A 15,306-nucleotide genomic window follows, 5' to 3' on the forward strand; every position below is an offset into this window, starting at 1 on the left:
CGGTGGCGCCATCTTCGGTGGGAGGGGGATTCGATGCCCTCGTCACGCATACGGGCTCGAGCCGCGGCCCCGCCACGTGCCCCTTCGGCGTTGACCGGGTTCAGATCGTCCCTGGCCCGGCTGAGGCGGCCCGTACAACCTCACCCTGAAAGCGAGATCTTGATGCCTGCTGACGAACATCTGCGCTGGGGTCATGCCGGTCTCGCCGCCGTCGTGGAGATCCATCCGGATGGCCCGGTGGTGCTGCGCGAGCTGTCGGCCGGGCCGTCCGCCATGACGGCGCGGGTGTCGCAGCCGCTGGTGGAGGTGCTGGTCCCCGGCGAGGGCAGGGCCAAGGCCTCGCAGCGGCTGTCGGAGACGGCGGTGGGCTGCCGCTTGCGCTACGCCGGTGCCGACCAGTCGGCGGACGGCGGCTGGCACGAGCTGCGGATCCGGATGCGGGACGAGAGATCCGCGCTGGGCGCGGAGTTGACCTTGCGTTCCCGCGAGGGAGTGTCGGCGGTGCAGGCGTCGGTCCGGGTGACCAACCTGGGCGAGGAGGCGGTGCTGCTGCTGGCCGTCACCTCCTTCGCCGCGGGCTTCCTGGGCCGGCCGGTGAGCGAGCTGGACATCCTGTACGCCAACAGCGAGTGGTTGGGCGAGAGCCGCTGGACCAGACAGCCGCTGAGCCGGTACGTCGCCGATCTGGGCCTGGCCGGACACGGCCAGCACGGGCGGGGCGCGTTCGCCGTGACCAGCTCGGGCACCTGGTCGAGTGGCCGTTACGTGCCGATGGGCGGGCTGATCGATCGGGGCACCGGGCAGACGTGGCTGTGGCAGATCGAGCACAACGGCCCGTGGCGGTGGGAGACCGGCGATCGACTGGACGGCGCGTACGTCGCCCTGTCCGGGCCGACCGACCTCGACCACCAGTGGAGCGAGCTGCTCGCGCCCGGCGAGTCGTTCACCACCGTGCCGGTCTCGATCGCCGTCTCCGCCGACGGCGTGGAGGGTGCGGCGGCGGCGCTGACCGCGCACCGGCGCGCCCTGCTGCGCCCCCATCCCGACCGCGCCAGGTTGCCGGTGGTGTTCAACGACTACATGAACACGCTGATGGGCGACCCGACGACGGACAAGTTGCTGCCCCTGATCGACGCCGCCGCGTCCGCGGGGGCCGAGGTGTTCTGCGTGGACGCAGGTTGGTACGACGACGGCGGCGACTGGTGGGACAGCGTGGGGGAGTGGCAGCCCTCCCAGACGCGTTTCCCGCGTGGGCTGGAGGAGGTGCTGGCCCGCATCGCCGGCCACGGCATGACGCCTGGCCTGTGGTTGGAGCCGGAGGTGATCGGGGTGCGCAGCCCGATGGCCGACAAGCTGCCCGCCGAGGCGTTCCTGCAGCGCGGCGGCGTGCGCGTCGCCGAGCACGGCCGCTACCACCTGGACCTGCGCCACCGGGCCGCCGTCGCGCACCTGGACCAGGTGGTGGACCGGCTGGTGGAGGAGCTGGGCGTCGGCTACTTCAAGCTCGACTACAACATCAACCCTGGCGCGGGCACCGACGTCGACGCCACCAGTGTCGGCGCCGGGCTGCTCGCGCACAACCGGGCCCACCTGGCCTGGCTGGAGGGCGTGCTGGACCGGCACCCGCACCTGGTGCTGGAGAACTGCGGCTCGGGCGCGATGCGCATGGATTACGCGATGTTGTCGCGCCTGCAGTTGCAGTCCACCAGCGACCAGCAGGACTTCCTGCGCTACCCGCCGATCGCGGTCGTCGCGCCGTTGTCGATGTTGCCCGAGCAGGCCGCCAACTGGGCCTACCCCCAGCCCGAGATGGCGGAGGAGGAGATCGCCTTCACCATGTGCACCGGCGTCCTCGGCCGCCTCTACCTGTCCGGCAACCTGCACCGGATGACGCCGGAACAGCTCGCCCTGGTCCGGGACGGCGTACGGCTCCACCAGGGCCTCCGCCCCGACCTGCTGCGTGCCACGCCGTGCTGGCCGCTGGGCCTGCCCGGCTGGGACGACCCTTGGCTCGCCCTCGGCCTGCGCGCCGGGGAGAGCACCCATCTGGGGATCTGGCGCCGGCCCGGCGCCACCGACACCACGGTGCTCTCCCTGCCTCACCTGGCCGGGCGGGACCTGCGCGTGGAGATCGCCTACCCCTCGGCGGCCGGCGGCTGGGCGCACGCGTGGAACCCGCGGACGGCCGAATTGACCGTGAGCGCCGCGCTGCCCGCGCCCACCGCCCGCATCCTGCGCCTTCGTCCCCACTAACCCCCTAATGGGATGTTCGGCACCATGGGTCGCCGAACGCGGATAAAGGAAGCCAAACCGTGAAGCTCGCACAGCGTCTCGTCACCGCGGCGGCCCTCGTCCTGGCCGTCGCGGCCTGCAGCGACCCCTCCGCCGGACCCGCCACGCCCGCCTCGGGCGGCTCGGGCGGCTCGCCGGCCACCTGGCCCTCACCCACCGCCCGCCTGGACGGCGTCACGCTCACCATCTGGGCCGCCCAGAACAGCAACACGGTGCCCAAGGCCGTCACCGACGCCTTCACCCGGGCCACCGGCGCCAAGGTCGAGATCGTCACCATCCCCGACCCCTACGAGCAGGGCGTGCAGACCAAGGTCGCCACCGGTGACAAGCCCGACCTGGCCTTCTGGCAGCCCACCGCGTCCATGCTCACCGCGCTGAACGCCCGCGCCAACCTCCAGCCGCTCGACGGCGCCCCCTGGATCTCCTCGCTGTCCCCCGAACTGCGCGACATCACGGGACTGCTGGACAAGACCCGCTACGCCGCACTGATCACCAGCCCGGCCGTCGAGGGCGTCTACTACAACAAGGAGGTCTTCGCCGCCAACGGCATCACCGGCACGCCGAAGAAGTTCGGCGAGATGGTCGAGGTGGCGCGCGAGCTCAAGGGCAAGGGCGTCACGCCGTTCTTCGAGATGGCCGGCGACAAGTGGGCCACCCAGTGGTGGGTGCAGGTCCAGCTCGCCGACGCTGCGAAGGACGGCCTGTGGGAGCGGGTCAACACCGGCAAGGAGAGCTTCGAGGACAAGACCATCCTGGACGCGATCAAGACGTACAAGTCGCTCATCGACGAGGGGCTGTTCAACGCCGACATCAAGACCGCCAAGTTCGAGGACCAGGGCGAGGCGCTGCTGTCCGGCAAGGCCGCCATGGCCCTCCAGGTGAACTCGTTCTTCGGCCAGCTCCAGGCCAAGGCCGGCACCGCGGAGCTGGACAAGAAGATCGGCTTCTTCCCGATCTCGCCGTCGGGCAACGTCGGCACGTTCATTCCCGACCAGTCCAACGCGCTGGTCGCCTTCCGCACCGGCGACGCCAAGCGGGAGGCCGCGGCCCGGCAGCTGCTGGCGTACTGGATGGGTCCCGGCTACGCCGGCTTCGTCGCCGACCGCAAGTCGGTGTCGCTGCGCACCGACGTGCCCACCCCCGACGGCGTGCCGCAGGCGCTGCTGGATGTGCACGCCTCGCTCGGCCAGTCGGTCGGCTCCATGCAGGCGCTCGCCGTGGCCAACCCGGACCTGTACCTCAACCTGGCCGACATGATCACCGGCAGCCTGACCTCCGAGCAGGTGGCCGCCGCCACGCAGAAGCAGTTCGCCCAGCTCGCCAAGGCGGCCGGAGCCTCCGGCTTCTGACCTACGTCCGCCCCCGCGGGAGGCGGCCCGGCCTCCCGCCACTCCCCACCACCAAGGAGCCGCCCGTGCCGACCGGTCAGGAGACGCTCACCCGCCTACCCGCCGCACGCCGTGCGCCCGCCAGGCGGCGGGCCCCCGCGAAGACCGGGCACAACCGCACCCATCCCATGTGGTTCCTCGCGCCGGCGTTCGCGATCTTGTTCGTCTTCTTCTTCCTGCCCACTCTGTTCAACTTCATCTACGCCTTCACCGACTGGTCCAGCTTCAAAAGCGACATCCGCCCCGTCGGTTTCGACAACTTCAGTTTCCTGCTGTCGGACGGCACCCTGTTCAGTGCGCTGCGCATCACGGTGATCTACGCCGCCCTGGTGGCGCTGTTTCAGAATCTGTTCGGCTTCGGCCTGGCCGTCTTGCTGGAGAAGGACACCTGGCTCAACCGCGCCGCCCGTCTGGTCTTCCTCATCCCGGTGCTGTTGTCCGCGCTGGCCGTCGGCTACGTCTTCCAGGCCCTGCTCAAACCGGACGGCAGCCTCAACGACCTGCTTTCGGCCCTGACCGGGCAGTCGGTGACCATCGCCTGGCTGGGCAGCACCACCTGGACCTTCGTCTTGGCCGCGGTCATCCACGCCTGGAAATGGATGGGCCTGTCCATGCTCATCTACCTGGCCGGTCTCAAGACGATCCCCGAGGACGTCACCGAGGCCGCCCGCATCGACGGCGCCTCCGGCTGGCAGGCGTTCTGGTCGGTCCGTTTCCCGCTGCTGGCTCCGGCCGTCACCTTCAACGTGGCCACCGCGCTGCTCGGCTCCATGAACGGCTTCGACATCGTCCAGGCGCTCACTGGCGGCGGGCCGGCGCGCAGCACCGAGATCCTCAACATCTTCATCTACCGCACCTTCGGCCAGGGACTGTTCGCACAGGCCACCACCATGAGCCTGGTGCTGTTCCTCACGGTGGCCTTGCTGGCCTTCCCCGTCATCCGCGTCCTGCGCAGGAGGGAGGAGATCCTGTGACCGCCCCCGCCTACGGCGGCCCCGCGCACGGCCGCATCCCGCCGCCCCGCCGGCGCGGGCTGGCCGCCCGGCTGCGGCCCATCGCCGTCATCGCACTCCTCGTGCCCGTCATGGGAGTGCCGCTGTGGCTGATCGTCGTGACCGCCGGCAAGTCGCAGGGCGAAGCCCTGTCGCCGAACCTGTCCCTGCCCTCGCGCTGGCAGTTGTGGGAGAACCTCGCCCAGGTCTGGCAACAGGGCGAGGTGGCCGCGGCCTTCCTCGGCAGCCTGCTCGTCGTCGCCCCGTCGGTCGCGCTGGTGCTCACGCTCGGCTCGATGGCGTCCTGGATCCTCGCCCGGCGTGCCAGCCGGCTCAACGCCGTGCTGTACGCGCTGGCCATCAGCGGCATCGTGCTGCCGCCCGCCGTCGTCACCATCGTGCTCCTGCTGCGCCAGCTCGGCCTGGCAGGCAGCCCCATCGGCATGATCGGCGTCTACGCCGGCATCTACATGTCCACCGTCATCTTCTTCGTCACCGGCTTCGTCCGCACCGTGCCGCTGTCGCTGGAGGAGGCCGCCCGCATGGACGGCGCCGGACCCGTGCGCGTGTTCATGTCAGTCATCCTGCCCCTGCTTCGGCCGGTGCTGGCCACCGCGACCATCCTCATCTGCCTGTACGTGTGGAACGACGTCTTCTACGCCTTCTTCGTCATCGGCGGCCGGCTCAACACGCTGCCGCTGAACCTGTTCCAGGTCGCCAACGCCGGCCTGTACCTCAACAACTGGCACCTGATCTTCGCCTACATCATCCTCATGAGCCTGCCGCTGCTGGTCGTCTTCGCCGTCGCCCAGCGAAAGATCATCTCTGGGATCACCGGCGGCGCCGTCAAGTAGCCCGCCGGCCCGTGCCCGCCGCACCACCCCCACACCCGGGCGAACCGGCCCGGTACCAGGAGAGGACAGTCATGCACCGACACCGGTTATTCCGGCGTGCCCACACGGCGGCCGCCGTCGTGGCGCTCGCGGCCCTGACCGCCGCCCCGGCCGACGCGGCCGCCCAACCCGATGTGGTCACCGTGGACTTCGCACAGCACACCGGTCCCGTGCACGGCGGGGCGACCGGAATGCTCTACGGCCTGTCGGACCCGGGCGTGCCGGGAGATTCCCTCCTCGCCGGCGCGCGGCCGCGCACCGTCGCGCAGAAGGCGCCGGACGGCGACCAGCATCCCAACGGCGACGCGCTGGTGGTCGCGGACGGCTTCTTCGCCGCGGGCGGCGAGGAGATCGTCGTCTACATGCAGGACGTCTACAGCCAGTGGCCGTACGAGAACCTCGGCATCGACGACTACCTGGCGAAGGTCGATGCGATGGTGCGCAAGGTCGTCCGGGAGCGGCCGGGGGACAAGGACAAGTTCGTCTGGGTGCCGTTCAACGAGCCAGACGGGATCTGGTACCGGGACTGGGCCACCCTGAAGGACAAGTTCTTCAGCGACTGGAAGGCGGTGTTCGAACGCATCAGATCGATCGACCCCGCCGCCCGCATCGTCGGCCCCAACGAGGCGAACTACAACCCCGGCCGGGTCCGCGACTTCCTCACCTGGGCCAAGGACACCAGCTGCGCCGGAGATCCCGAGGGGAACTGCCTACCGGACATCATGGCCTGGCACGAACTGGCACGCAGCCGGCTCGCCGACTACCGCGGCCACTACGAGCACTACCGCGAGATGGAACGCGAGCTCGGCATCGGCCCGCTGCCCATCAACATCGACGAATACGGCAACCGCCGGGACATGTCCGTCCCCGGCCAGATGATCCAGTGGATCTCCCTGTTCGAGGACACCAAGGTCGACGCCGACATGGCCTACTGGACCTACGCCGGCAACCTCGACGACCACGCGGTGCGCACCCGCCAGGCCAACGGCGGCTGGTGGCTGCTCAAGTGGTACGCGGACCTGACCGGCCAGACGGTCAGGGCGACCCCGCCCCGGCTGAACGTCGCCGACACGGTCCAGGCCGTCGCGGCGATCGACGAGTCCGCGCGGCGCGGCACGATCCTGTTCGGCGGCGGCGCGGATGCCGTCCGGCTCGACGTCTCCGGGCTCGACCCTGAGGTCTTCGGCAAGCAGGTCGACGTCGTCGTGTCCAAGACGACCTGGACCGGATACGAGGGCGACGCGCCCAAACCGCCGGTCATCGCGGCCGAGCGCACCGCCGTGCCGGCGGGCAGGCTCCAGGTGGACCTGCCCGGCGGGGACGTGATGGCCGCCTACCGGGTCACCATCGTGCCCTCCAGCGGCGGCGCGCCGGCGCCCGGCGCGCCGTGGACGGTCTCGGTCGAGGCCGAGTCCGCCACGCTCACCTCCGCACGGGCCTTCGACCAGGACACCACGGTGGACCCGCAGCGGTACGCGACCTCCGGCAAGCGCGACGTCGGCGCTATGAACCGGGCCGACTCCGCCGTGACGTTCCCCGTCGACGTGCCCCGTGACGGCCGCTACCGTCTGGGCATCTACCAGGGCGCGAACAAGGTGCCGGGCAGGCACGCGCTCTTCGTGGACGGCGTCCTCGACCAGACCGTGCAGTATTCGGCGAATCTCGGCTGGACCTACCGCGGCCGCACCGACGTGGAGATCGAGCTGAGCGCCGGCACCCACGAGCTGTCCCTGCGCACGAGCGCCGACGGCGCCACTCTGCTGCCCGGCAGCGACATCACGCTCGACAAGTTCGACCTCACCGAGACCACCGCGGCAGATCAGACGGCATACCACGCCGACGAGGCCCGGCTGTCGGGCGGCGCGCGGATCACCCGGCAGGGGAAGGGGCCGGCCATCGCTCTCGGCGACGACGCGCGCGCCACGTTCTTCATCGCCGCGGCCGAGGACGGCTACTACGACCTGAAGCTCTCCTACCGGGCCCGCAACGCGGGCGACCTGCGGGTCCGCCTCGATGGCCGCAAGATCGCAGGACTGCGGGCGACGCGTCCCGGCGAGGCCTCCTCCCGGGCTCGGGTGTACCTTCCGGCCGGCATTTCCAAGATCGACGTGGGCGGACCGGCCGGGCTGGAACTGCGCGAGCTGACCACGGTGCGTGCCAGGCAGGCGGACACTGCCGTTCACCGGGTCGAGGCCGAGCAGGCCCAACGTGCCGGAACGGCGAACGTGATCACCGTCCCCGCCACAAGCGGTTCGAATGCCTCCGCGGGCGCCTACGTCGGCAACCTCGGAAACGGCGCGGGCAACACCCTCACCCTCTTCCGCCCGAACGGATTCGGCCCAGGCGACTACGTCCTGGTGGTGCACTACGCCAACGCCGACAGGAACACCGGGCACCCCTACAACACCGATGTCATCAGCCGCTTCCTCGACATCACCGAGACCGGCGGCACGACGACCCGCGGCGTGTTCCGGCACAACTACGCCTGGGACAACTTCTGGCCACAGGCGACACCCCTCACCCTCACTACGCAGAAGGGCGCGATAGTCCTCGGGAACCCGAAGGCGTACGGACCCAACACCGACCGGTTGGAGCTTGCCCGACTCGTGCTCGAGACCGACAACAAGTCGCACGGTTAACCTGTGCTGTGCCAATACTCGTGCATGGTGGTTGACCTGCGGTTTATCCTCCATCCTCGGGTGCTTCCGTCTGCCGTATCTGATCTTCATCCGGGCTGTGGGCCAGCTGATCCTGCTGGCCCGCAGCGACGCCTTCATGGAGGTGGAGATCCTCGTGCGGCGGCATGAGGTGGCGGTGCTGCGCTGCCAGGTCGCTCATCCGCGGCCGGACTGGGCCGACCGGGCGATCCTGGCCGCGCTCACCCGGCGCGTTCCGCGCTGGTTTCGTGCACATCGGATCGTGACGCCGGGCAGTCTGCCGGCCTGGCACCGCAGGCTGGTCAAGCGGCGCTGGACCTACCCTGGCCGTCCGCCGATTGCCGAGGAGGTGTGTGACCTGGTCGTACGCCTAGCTCAGGAGAATCCCCGGTGGGGCTGTCGGAGGATTCAAGGTGAGTTGATCGGTCTGGGGCATCGGGTGGGGGAGGGCACGATCCGCCGGATTCTGGCGGCGGCCGGGCTCGGCCCGGCACCACGTAAAGTGTCGCCGAGTTGGCGGCGGTTCCTGGTCTTCCAGGCCGCCGGCCTGTGACCTCGTGCCGACACCGTGTTCCTCAGGCGGCTGTACATCTTCTTCGTGATGGAGATCGAAACCCGGCCCGTCCACATGGGCCGAGCCGGACCGGCGCACGAGGAGATGTCCGCATTCGCCGAGCGGTTCGCCCTCCCTTCATAGGGAGTCTCGGTCGTCCCGGGACCCGCTCTTCGTTGCCGGCGAACACGCGCTATCGGTAACCCCGCTTGAGCAGGTACTTGGCGCCTGCTTCGAAGCCCTCGGGGCTGAGCAGCTCGAAGCCGAAGGCGTCGGCGAGCCGGTCGGTCGTGTTGAACGCGGCGCAGACCGCCAGCGCGTCCTCGACCTGCTGAGGGGAGACACCGGCGGACAGAACGTCCCGCATGTCCCCGGCGCCCACCTTGCCTTCGCGGGTCAGCTTGCCGAGCATCCGCAGCGTTGCCCGGAGCCCCTCCTCGACGGGGGCCGATTCCAGGTCGGCCAGCACCGCCGCGACCCGTGGCCCGTCCTGGTACGCCCGGCGTGCGGTCGCGGTGTGCGCGCCGACGCAGAACGCGCACTCGTTCACCTTGGACACGTAGGCTGCCATCAGCTCCCGGTCGCCTACCGACCAGTCAGACGGGCCGCGCATCGCCTCGTGGGTGAACTCCTTCGCCCGGGCCCCGTAGAAATCGGGCCGGTAGAAGACCAGCTTGGCGGCGTCCGGTACCGGGTGCCCGGAGAACAGTCGGATGAGCGCGAAGAGCAGCTTGGTTCCGGGGCCGTAGCCGCGGTTGAGGATGTCAAGTCGCATTATCCGGCGTCCCGTTGACGGTTGCTGCGGCCAGGGCCGCCAGTCCCGCTTCATACAGCCGGGCGGACTGGCCGACCGCAGCGCATATCACCAGCTCGAAAAGCTGGTCCTCGCTGAAGCCCAACGCCTTTGCCGCAGCGAAGTCCGCCTCGGTGACCTGCGCCGGCCTTGTGGCGACCTTGCCGATCAGCGCATGCAACGGCGGGGCGAGGCCGTCGTTGCTGAAGGCACGGGCTCGCTGCTCCGCAGATGCCCTGCCCTCTCCGTTCAGGACGCGATCCACCAGGTCTCGGTGCGCTGCTCGCTTCTTGTCTTCATCCGGCACGGCGCCCTCCGCTTCCTCTGCAGCTCGGCTATCTGCTCTTATGTATAGACGATCGGCGCGCCGCCGAATAAGACACGCGGCCGGAGAAAAGACAGGACACCCTGCCGGAGAGATGTGCCCGCGGCCAGGCGGTAACCGGGCGGGATATTCTCCTGGCGATTGTCTCAAGCGCCGTTCCGCCGATCGTCTTTACCCACCGAGGCGGAGGACGTGGTGGCCGACACCTTCCTGGCCGCCTTCCAACGCCGGGGCGATTATGACCGGGGCCGCCCCGACGCCCGCCCGTGGCTGTACGGCATCGCCTCCAACGTGATCGGCAAGCGGCGGCGCACCGAGACGAACCTCTACCGCGCATACATCCGCAGCGGCGTGCACCCGGCCGAGATCCTGGGCCGCCAGGTCGAAGACGGGATCAACACCCTGGCCGTCAACCGGCCGCTGGCACGGGCGCTGCTGAAGCTCAGCCGGGCCGACCGCGACGTGCTGCTGCTCGTCGCCTGGGCCGAACTGAGCTACCAGGAGGTCGCCGACGCGCTCGCCATCCCGCTGGGCACCGTCGCGTCGCGCCTCAATCGGGCCCGCCTCCAGATCCGTCGAACCCTCGACCGAGAGGAAGGAGAATGAAATTGGACGCACTGAAGGCCATGTGGGAGACCATTCCGCCGGCCACTCCGAAGGATCTCGCAGGAGCACGACGACGGCTGCTCGACGGGATGCACACCCGGCGGCGTGTCGTCACCGTACCCCGGGTGCTGGTTGCGGTCGCAGCCGCGGCGGCGGTCGCCCTCACGCCGCAGGTGATCGGTACCGGGACCTCAGCGTACGCGGTGACCAAGGACCAGGACGGCACGCTCACGGTGACGCTCAAGGAACTGCGTGACCCCGATGGGCTGGAGGCCGAGCTGGCCGCGGCCGGTGTCAAGGCCGACGTGACGTTCCTTGCCCCGGGTACACGATGCGAGGTCCCCAGATTCGTCGGCGCGGACGAGTCCTACGGCGGGTCGCCCGTCGACAGCGCGGCCGAGTTGCGTGAGCGCGTGAGCAAGGTGCGTTCGTACAAGGCCATCCGGGGGAACTCGGGCAAGTTCCAGATTTTCCCGGAGTACATCAAGCCGGGCGAGACGCTCGTGCTGGAGTTCAGCGACGAGCGGAGCGCACAGGTGCTCTGGCGAATGGGCTCCTGGCTGGCCAAGGCGGGCTCACCTGTGAAGTCGTGCACACCCGTCTCCCACACCGGCTGAGGCCCTTGTCGCCAGGGCCATCATCATGGGCCCGTGAGGGGACCTCGGAACGCTCGCGGATGGCGGACGGCCTAAGGTCCTGATCCCTGAGCACACCGCAGGGGTTCAACCCCGACGTTCCCCCATTCGACCCCGTCTACGACTAGTTGATCGGCGGCAAGGACAACGTCGAGACCGACCGCCTTATGGCCGACGCGACTATGGCGGCGGTGCCGGGGGTGCGAGAGCGCCAGGACAACCAGACCTTCCTCGGATCTGCGGGTGAGCGATCACGTCCGCGTTGCACGTGTTCACCCCGTACGACCAACTGCCGACGATCGGCCGGATTTCGCTGGAACAAATGCCCCTATCTGGTGTCGTCGTTGGCCTCGGGCAGACCTGCCGGGCCGGAGGTCACGGCGACCTTGCCCGAGGACGTAGCAGGCTCTGCGATGGGGATGGGCCCATCGATAGTCGGAGCCGTGCTCGGTGCGTGCTCGTACGCCCCAGGACGGATTATCAGGTGCTGACACGGCCGTCTTCTAATCCGCCGGTCGCAGGCTCGAATCCTGCAGGGCGCGCTTTGATTGTGGCTTTGACCTGCGACAACGCGGTGTCGGATGCGTTCTAGAATATAAATCTAGCGGCTGCGTGCGACGTATGTGCTCGGATGCCCCGACCCTGCACACACCATGATCCATCCGCCATCTCCGACTGGACAAGCTCTCGTTCGGCACTCGGCTCCCGTTGAAAGGTCAGATTTTCCGCGTCACCGGCAGGTTGTACGTGACACCGGTAAGGTGTTCGGACAACTGCCAGAGGTGCTCCGCCGCGACGGTGTCGTGGAGGGCGCGTTCGCGGGTGCGGCGCGTCGGCTCGCCGTGGATCTGCAGCGGCCCGTCGGGCACGATGTAGGCGCCTCCGGGCAGGTCGGGGACGGTCGCCGCGTACAGGGAGGTCTTCGCCCCCTCCGGCGTCGGGCGGAAGGCCACGCGCAAGAGCAGATGCATGGCGGCCAGGTATAGCCGTCCGCGGCCGCTGTGGGCGCCGCCGGTCAGCACGTTCGAACGGGTGAACCCAGGCTCGACGGCCATGCTGCGCAGCCTCAGCCCGGCGGCGTCCACCCTGCGCTGCAGTTCCATGGCGAAGTAGAGGGTGGCCCGCTTGGTCCGCCCATAGTGGAACGCCGGGCGATAGGAGCGTTCGGCGTTGAGATTGTCCAGGTCGAAGCGGGCGAAGCGGTGCGCCATGCTGCTGACGGCGATCACCCGCGGGTCGGGCGCGGCGAGCAGGTGCGGCAGGAGCAGGCCGGTCAGGGCGAAGGGGCCCAGGTGGTTGACGCCGAACTGGGATTCGAACCCGTCGGCGGTCAGCGCGTACGGCACCATCGCGATGCCGGCGTTGTTGACCAGCAGGTCCAGCCGGTCGTGATCCCACGCCGCCGCGAACGCGCGGATGGAGGCCAGGCGGGACAGATCCACGTGGCGCAGTTCCAGGCGCGCCCCCGGGACCTCGTCCCGCATGCGGGCGAGGGCGGCCCGGCCGCGTCCCGGATCGCGGCAGGCCAGCACGACGTGGGCGCCGCGACGGGCCAGCTCGCGAGCCGTGACGAATCCGATGCCGCTGTTGGTCCCGGTAACGACCGCGACTCGGCCGGACTGGTCGGGAATGTCGCTCAAGGTCCAAGGGGGAGGGGTGCCCATGGTTGTCACCTCACGGGGATGCCGATACGTGTCATAGAGCATGCCCGTTTTCGGCGTGGCGTCGTTCGTGTTCGGCGTGAAGCGGCCACAACGGGGGAACTTTCGGTAACGGTGCGTGAAGGGGGATCGATGCGGAACATCGGGCTGATGGTAGCGGCCGCCCTCGCCCCTGCCCTGATGAGCGCTCCCGCCGAGCGGGGGAGTGGCCGCCGGACTGGCGCAAGCTCATCTCCTTCCAGGTCATGCCGTATGCGCCGCACCAGAACGACGTGATCCCGCTGCCGACGGGCCGTCACCGCATGCCTTGACGCGCTCTCGCGCGCTCCGGCAACCCACCCGGCATTCACGGAACGTCACACTGAAGACTGCTCTTCGAATCACGGCACCAAAGGTGCCCAAGCCTGGTCGAAGCCGTCGTCGGAGCATCCTCCGCTGATCATGTCGGCGACGGCCCACAAGGGGGCTCTACGGAATCGCACAACAGATCCCATAAGAGACCTGCTGCGTCGCGACGACCTCCTCGCGCGGACGGGCCGCCAGCAGGGCGCGGGCCTGGCCGACGACCGCGCGGCCGTCGGTGGGGTCGGCGACGCGTCCCCGGGCGTCCCCGATCTTCTCCCAGAAGAGTGGTGTGTCCATGGCGGGAGAGCATGCCGGCCGCCGCCGACAAGCACGAGGTCAGCGGACGCCGACGGTCATCGAGCCGATCGACGAGATGGTGGTCGAGAGCGTGTCGGGCGTCAGCTTGCACCTTCTGGAGATTGGGATTTCTGCAGTCCACGGCACGAAACCAAGTTTCCGAGCGGGACAGGGCGGGCGTCACCCGTCTCCAGATGGCAGGTGTTGTGCGCGCGACGACACAGGACGGGGAGCCCGCTTGTCGCGTCCAACACCACGCGACCGCCCAGCGGCTCGTCGAGCTTGATGACGCCCTGGCCGGACCCGCCCGGATCCTGCGCACGGGCCGGGGCCCTGATAGGGGAGTTCGAGCCCAGGACCACCACGTCCGGCTGCTCGGTCTACTCGTAGGGTGACGTCGAGGGGGGTCACCGCTCCCCACCGCATCCTTAAAGGAGCAGGCTCATGCCATTCAGGATGCTTGACAGGTTTGACCCGCTTAAAGGCGTATTGTCGGATCGCACTACACTCCTGTGATCCCGTCATCTGGCCCGCACGAGCGCTTTGAGCTGCTGCGGGTCCTTGACGTTATTCACAGGAAGGAACTGACATGATCGATTTGCGCAGCGATACCGTTACTCGTCCGAGTCCGGCGATGATGGCGTCGATGGCGTCGGCCGAAGTAGGTGACGACGTGTGGGGCGACGACCCCACCGTCCTGCGCCTCCAAACGACCGTCGCCGAGCGCGCCGGCAAGGAAGCGGGTCTATTCTTTCCGAGCGGCACGCAGAGTAACCTCGCCGCGTTGATGGCGCATTGCGGCCGCGGCGACGAATACATCGTCGGCCAACTGGCGCACACGTACAGGAACGAAGGCGGCGGCGCGGCCGTGCTCGGCAGCATTCAACCGCAGCCGATCGAAAACGCCGCGGACGGTTCCCTGCCGATCGATAAGCTCGCCGCCGCGATCAAGCCGATCGACGATCACTTCGCACGCACGCGCTTGCTCGCGCTCGAAAATACGATCGGCGGGAAGGTGCTGCCGGCCGGGTATGTTGTCGAAGCGGTCACGCTGGCGAAGAGCCGCGGTCTCGCGACGCACCTCGATGGCGCGCGCGTTTGCAATGCGGCCGTCGCGTCGGGGCAATCGATCGCCGCGCTTTGCGCACCGTTCGATTCGGTTTCGATCTGCTTCTCGAAGGGTTTGGGGGCGCCTGTCGGGTCGGTGCTGGTCGGCAGCACCGACTTGCTCGAGAGTGCGCGCCGCTGGCGCAAGATGTTGGGCGGCGGCATGCGGCAGTCCGGACTGCTTGCGGCGGCATGCTTGTACGCCCTCGAACACAACGTCGATCGCCTCGCGGAAGACCACGAGAACGCCGAGCATCTCGCGCGTGGGCTCGCGGAAATCGATGAGGTCCGCGTGCAATCGCAAGCGACCAACATGGTGTTCGCGCAGTTTCCGCAGGAGCATTGCGTGGCGCTCGAAGCATCGCTGAAAGAGCGGGGCATTCTCACGCAGATGCTGTACGCATCACGCTTCGTCACGCATATGGACGTCAAGCGCGCGGACATCGATATGTTCGTGTCGGCGGTGAAGGAGTATTTCGCTGAATAGGTGCCGCGGCGGATGTTGCTGCGCGGGGTCGACGACGATCAGCTATTGGTCGTGGTCCATCGCTGCCGGACGACGCGGTCGGCGCCCCACGCCTCGACACGGTCCGCACCGGGAATCCAACGTCCACCATTTCAGTGGAACGTCAGACGAAAGCAGATATACCCCTACAGACATTCTCAGTTACCTCCTTAAACCCAAACGAGCCGTCAAAAGTCCAAAAGCGTTATTCAACACAATTTGATGTTTAAGAAGTAAACCGTAGGTTCCAGGCAGCG

Annotated in this window: 13 protein-coding genes; 9 read left to right on the forward strand and 4 right to left on the reverse strand. The window is 68.6% G+C overall.

Features of this window, described 5'->3' with window-relative positions; genetic code table 11:
- The first annotated feature begins 162 nt into the window (after positions 1 to 162).
- The 6 genes from ACFLIM_RS05545 to ACFLIM_RS05570 all read left to right on the forward strand — a co-directional run bounded on the left by ACFLIM_RS05545 (position 163) and on the right by ACFLIM_RS05570 (position 8,775).
- Positions 163 to 2,253, forward strand: coding sequence for an alpha-galactosidase (locus ACFLIM_RS05545; RefSeq protein ID WP_393162585.1), 2,091 nt, complete (start codon positions 163 to 165; stop codon positions 2,251 to 2,253).
- A 59-nt stretch (positions 2,254 to 2,312) separates the two neighbouring features.
- The gene (locus tag ACFLIM_RS05550) at positions 2,313 to 3,641 is read left to right on the forward strand and encodes an ABC transporter substrate-binding protein (protein ID WP_393162587.1); all 1,329 of its coding nucleotides are present in this window, start codon (positions 2,313 to 2,315) and stop codon (positions 3,639 to 3,641) included.
- A gap of 65 nt (positions 3,642 to 3,706) precedes the next feature.
- The gene (locus ACFLIM_RS05555; protein WP_393162589.1) at positions 3,707 to 4,654 is read left to right on the forward strand and encodes a carbohydrate ABC transporter permease; all 948 of its coding nucleotides are present in this window, start codon (positions 3,707 to 3,709) and stop codon (positions 4,652 to 4,654) included.
- Positions 4,651 to 5,526: a carbohydrate ABC transporter permease gene (locus ACFLIM_RS05560; RefSeq protein ID WP_393162591.1), complete on the forward strand. Its 876-nt coding sequence runs from the start codon at positions 4,651 to 4,653 to the stop codon at positions 5,524 to 5,526. Before ACFLIM_RS05555 ends, ACFLIM_RS05560 begins: the two co-directional genes overlap by 4 nt.
- A 71-nt stretch (positions 5,527 to 5,597) precedes the next feature.
- Positions 5,598 to 8,204 carry a CBM35 domain-containing protein gene (locus ACFLIM_RS05565; RefSeq protein ID WP_393162593.1) on the forward strand — a complete coding sequence of 869 codons (2,607 nt, stop codon included), beginning with the start codon at positions 5,598 to 5,600 and terminating at the stop codon, positions 8,202 to 8,204.
- Between the two features lie 97 nt (positions 8,205 to 8,301).
- A complete protein-coding gene (locus ACFLIM_RS05570) occupies positions 8,302 to 8,775 on the forward strand; it encodes a hypothetical protein (RefSeq protein ID WP_393162595.1) in 474 nt (157 codons plus the stop codon).
- Between the two features lie 193 nt (positions 8,776 to 8,968).
- On the opposite strand, the gene ACFLIM_RS05575 is transcribed toward ACFLIM_RS05570, so the two are convergent.
- Positions 8,969 to 9,550, reverse strand: coding sequence for a carboxymuconolactone decarboxylase family protein (locus tag ACFLIM_RS05575; protein ID WP_393162597.1), 582 nt, complete (start codon positions 9,548 to 9,550; stop codon positions 8,969 to 8,971).
- Positions 9,540 to 9,875, reverse strand: coding sequence for a hypothetical protein (locus ACFLIM_RS05580; protein ID WP_393162599.1), 336 nt, complete (start codon positions 9,873 to 9,875; stop codon positions 9,540 to 9,542). Before ACFLIM_RS05580 ends, ACFLIM_RS05575 begins: the two co-directional genes overlap by 11 nt.
- Positions 9,876 to 10,034: 159 nt before the next feature.
- Between ACFLIM_RS05580 and ACFLIM_RS05585 the strand changes: the two genes are divergently transcribed.
- Both ACFLIM_RS05585 and ACFLIM_RS05590 read left to right on the forward strand, forming a co-directional pair.
- Positions 10,035 to 10,499, forward strand: a complete 465-nt coding sequence (locus ACFLIM_RS05585; RefSeq protein WP_393162601.1) for an RNA polymerase sigma factor — start codon at positions 10,035 to 10,037, stop codon at positions 10,497 to 10,499.
- Between the two features lie 2 nt (positions 10,500 to 10,501).
- Positions 10,502 to 11,116 carry a hypothetical protein gene (locus tag ACFLIM_RS05590; RefSeq protein ID WP_393162603.1) on the forward strand — a complete coding sequence of 205 codons (615 nt, stop codon included), beginning with the start codon at positions 10,502 to 10,504 and terminating at the stop codon, positions 11,114 to 11,116.
- 734 nt (positions 11,117 to 11,850) lie between these two features.
- On the opposite strand, the gene ACFLIM_RS05595 is transcribed toward ACFLIM_RS05590, so the two are convergent.
- Complete coding sequence (locus ACFLIM_RS05595; protein WP_393162605.1) at positions 11,851 to 12,798, reverse strand: oxidoreductase; 948 nt, start codon at positions 12,796 to 12,798, stop codon at positions 11,851 to 11,853.
- 465 nt (positions 12,799 to 13,263) lie between these two features.
- On the reverse strand, positions 13,264 to 13,437 hold the full coding sequence (locus tag ACFLIM_RS05600) for a hypothetical protein (protein WP_393162607.1): 174 nt from the start codon (positions 13,435 to 13,437) through the stop codon (positions 13,264 to 13,266).
- Positions 13,438 to 14,026: 589 nt separating this feature from the next.
- Here ACFLIM_RS05600 and ltaE point away from each other — a divergent pair.
- Positions 14,027 to 15,031, forward strand: coding sequence for a low-specificity L-threonine aldolase (ltaE, locus tag ACFLIM_RS05605; protein ID WP_393162609.1), 1,005 nt, complete (start codon positions 14,027 to 14,029; stop codon positions 15,029 to 15,031).
- The last annotated feature ends 275 nt before the right edge of the window (positions 15,032 to 15,306 follow it).

This window comes from Nonomuraea marmarensis (assembly GCF_043197025.1).
Lineage (GTDB): Bacteria > Actinomycetota > Actinomycetes > Streptosporangiales > Streptosporangiaceae > Nonomuraea > Nonomuraea marmarensis.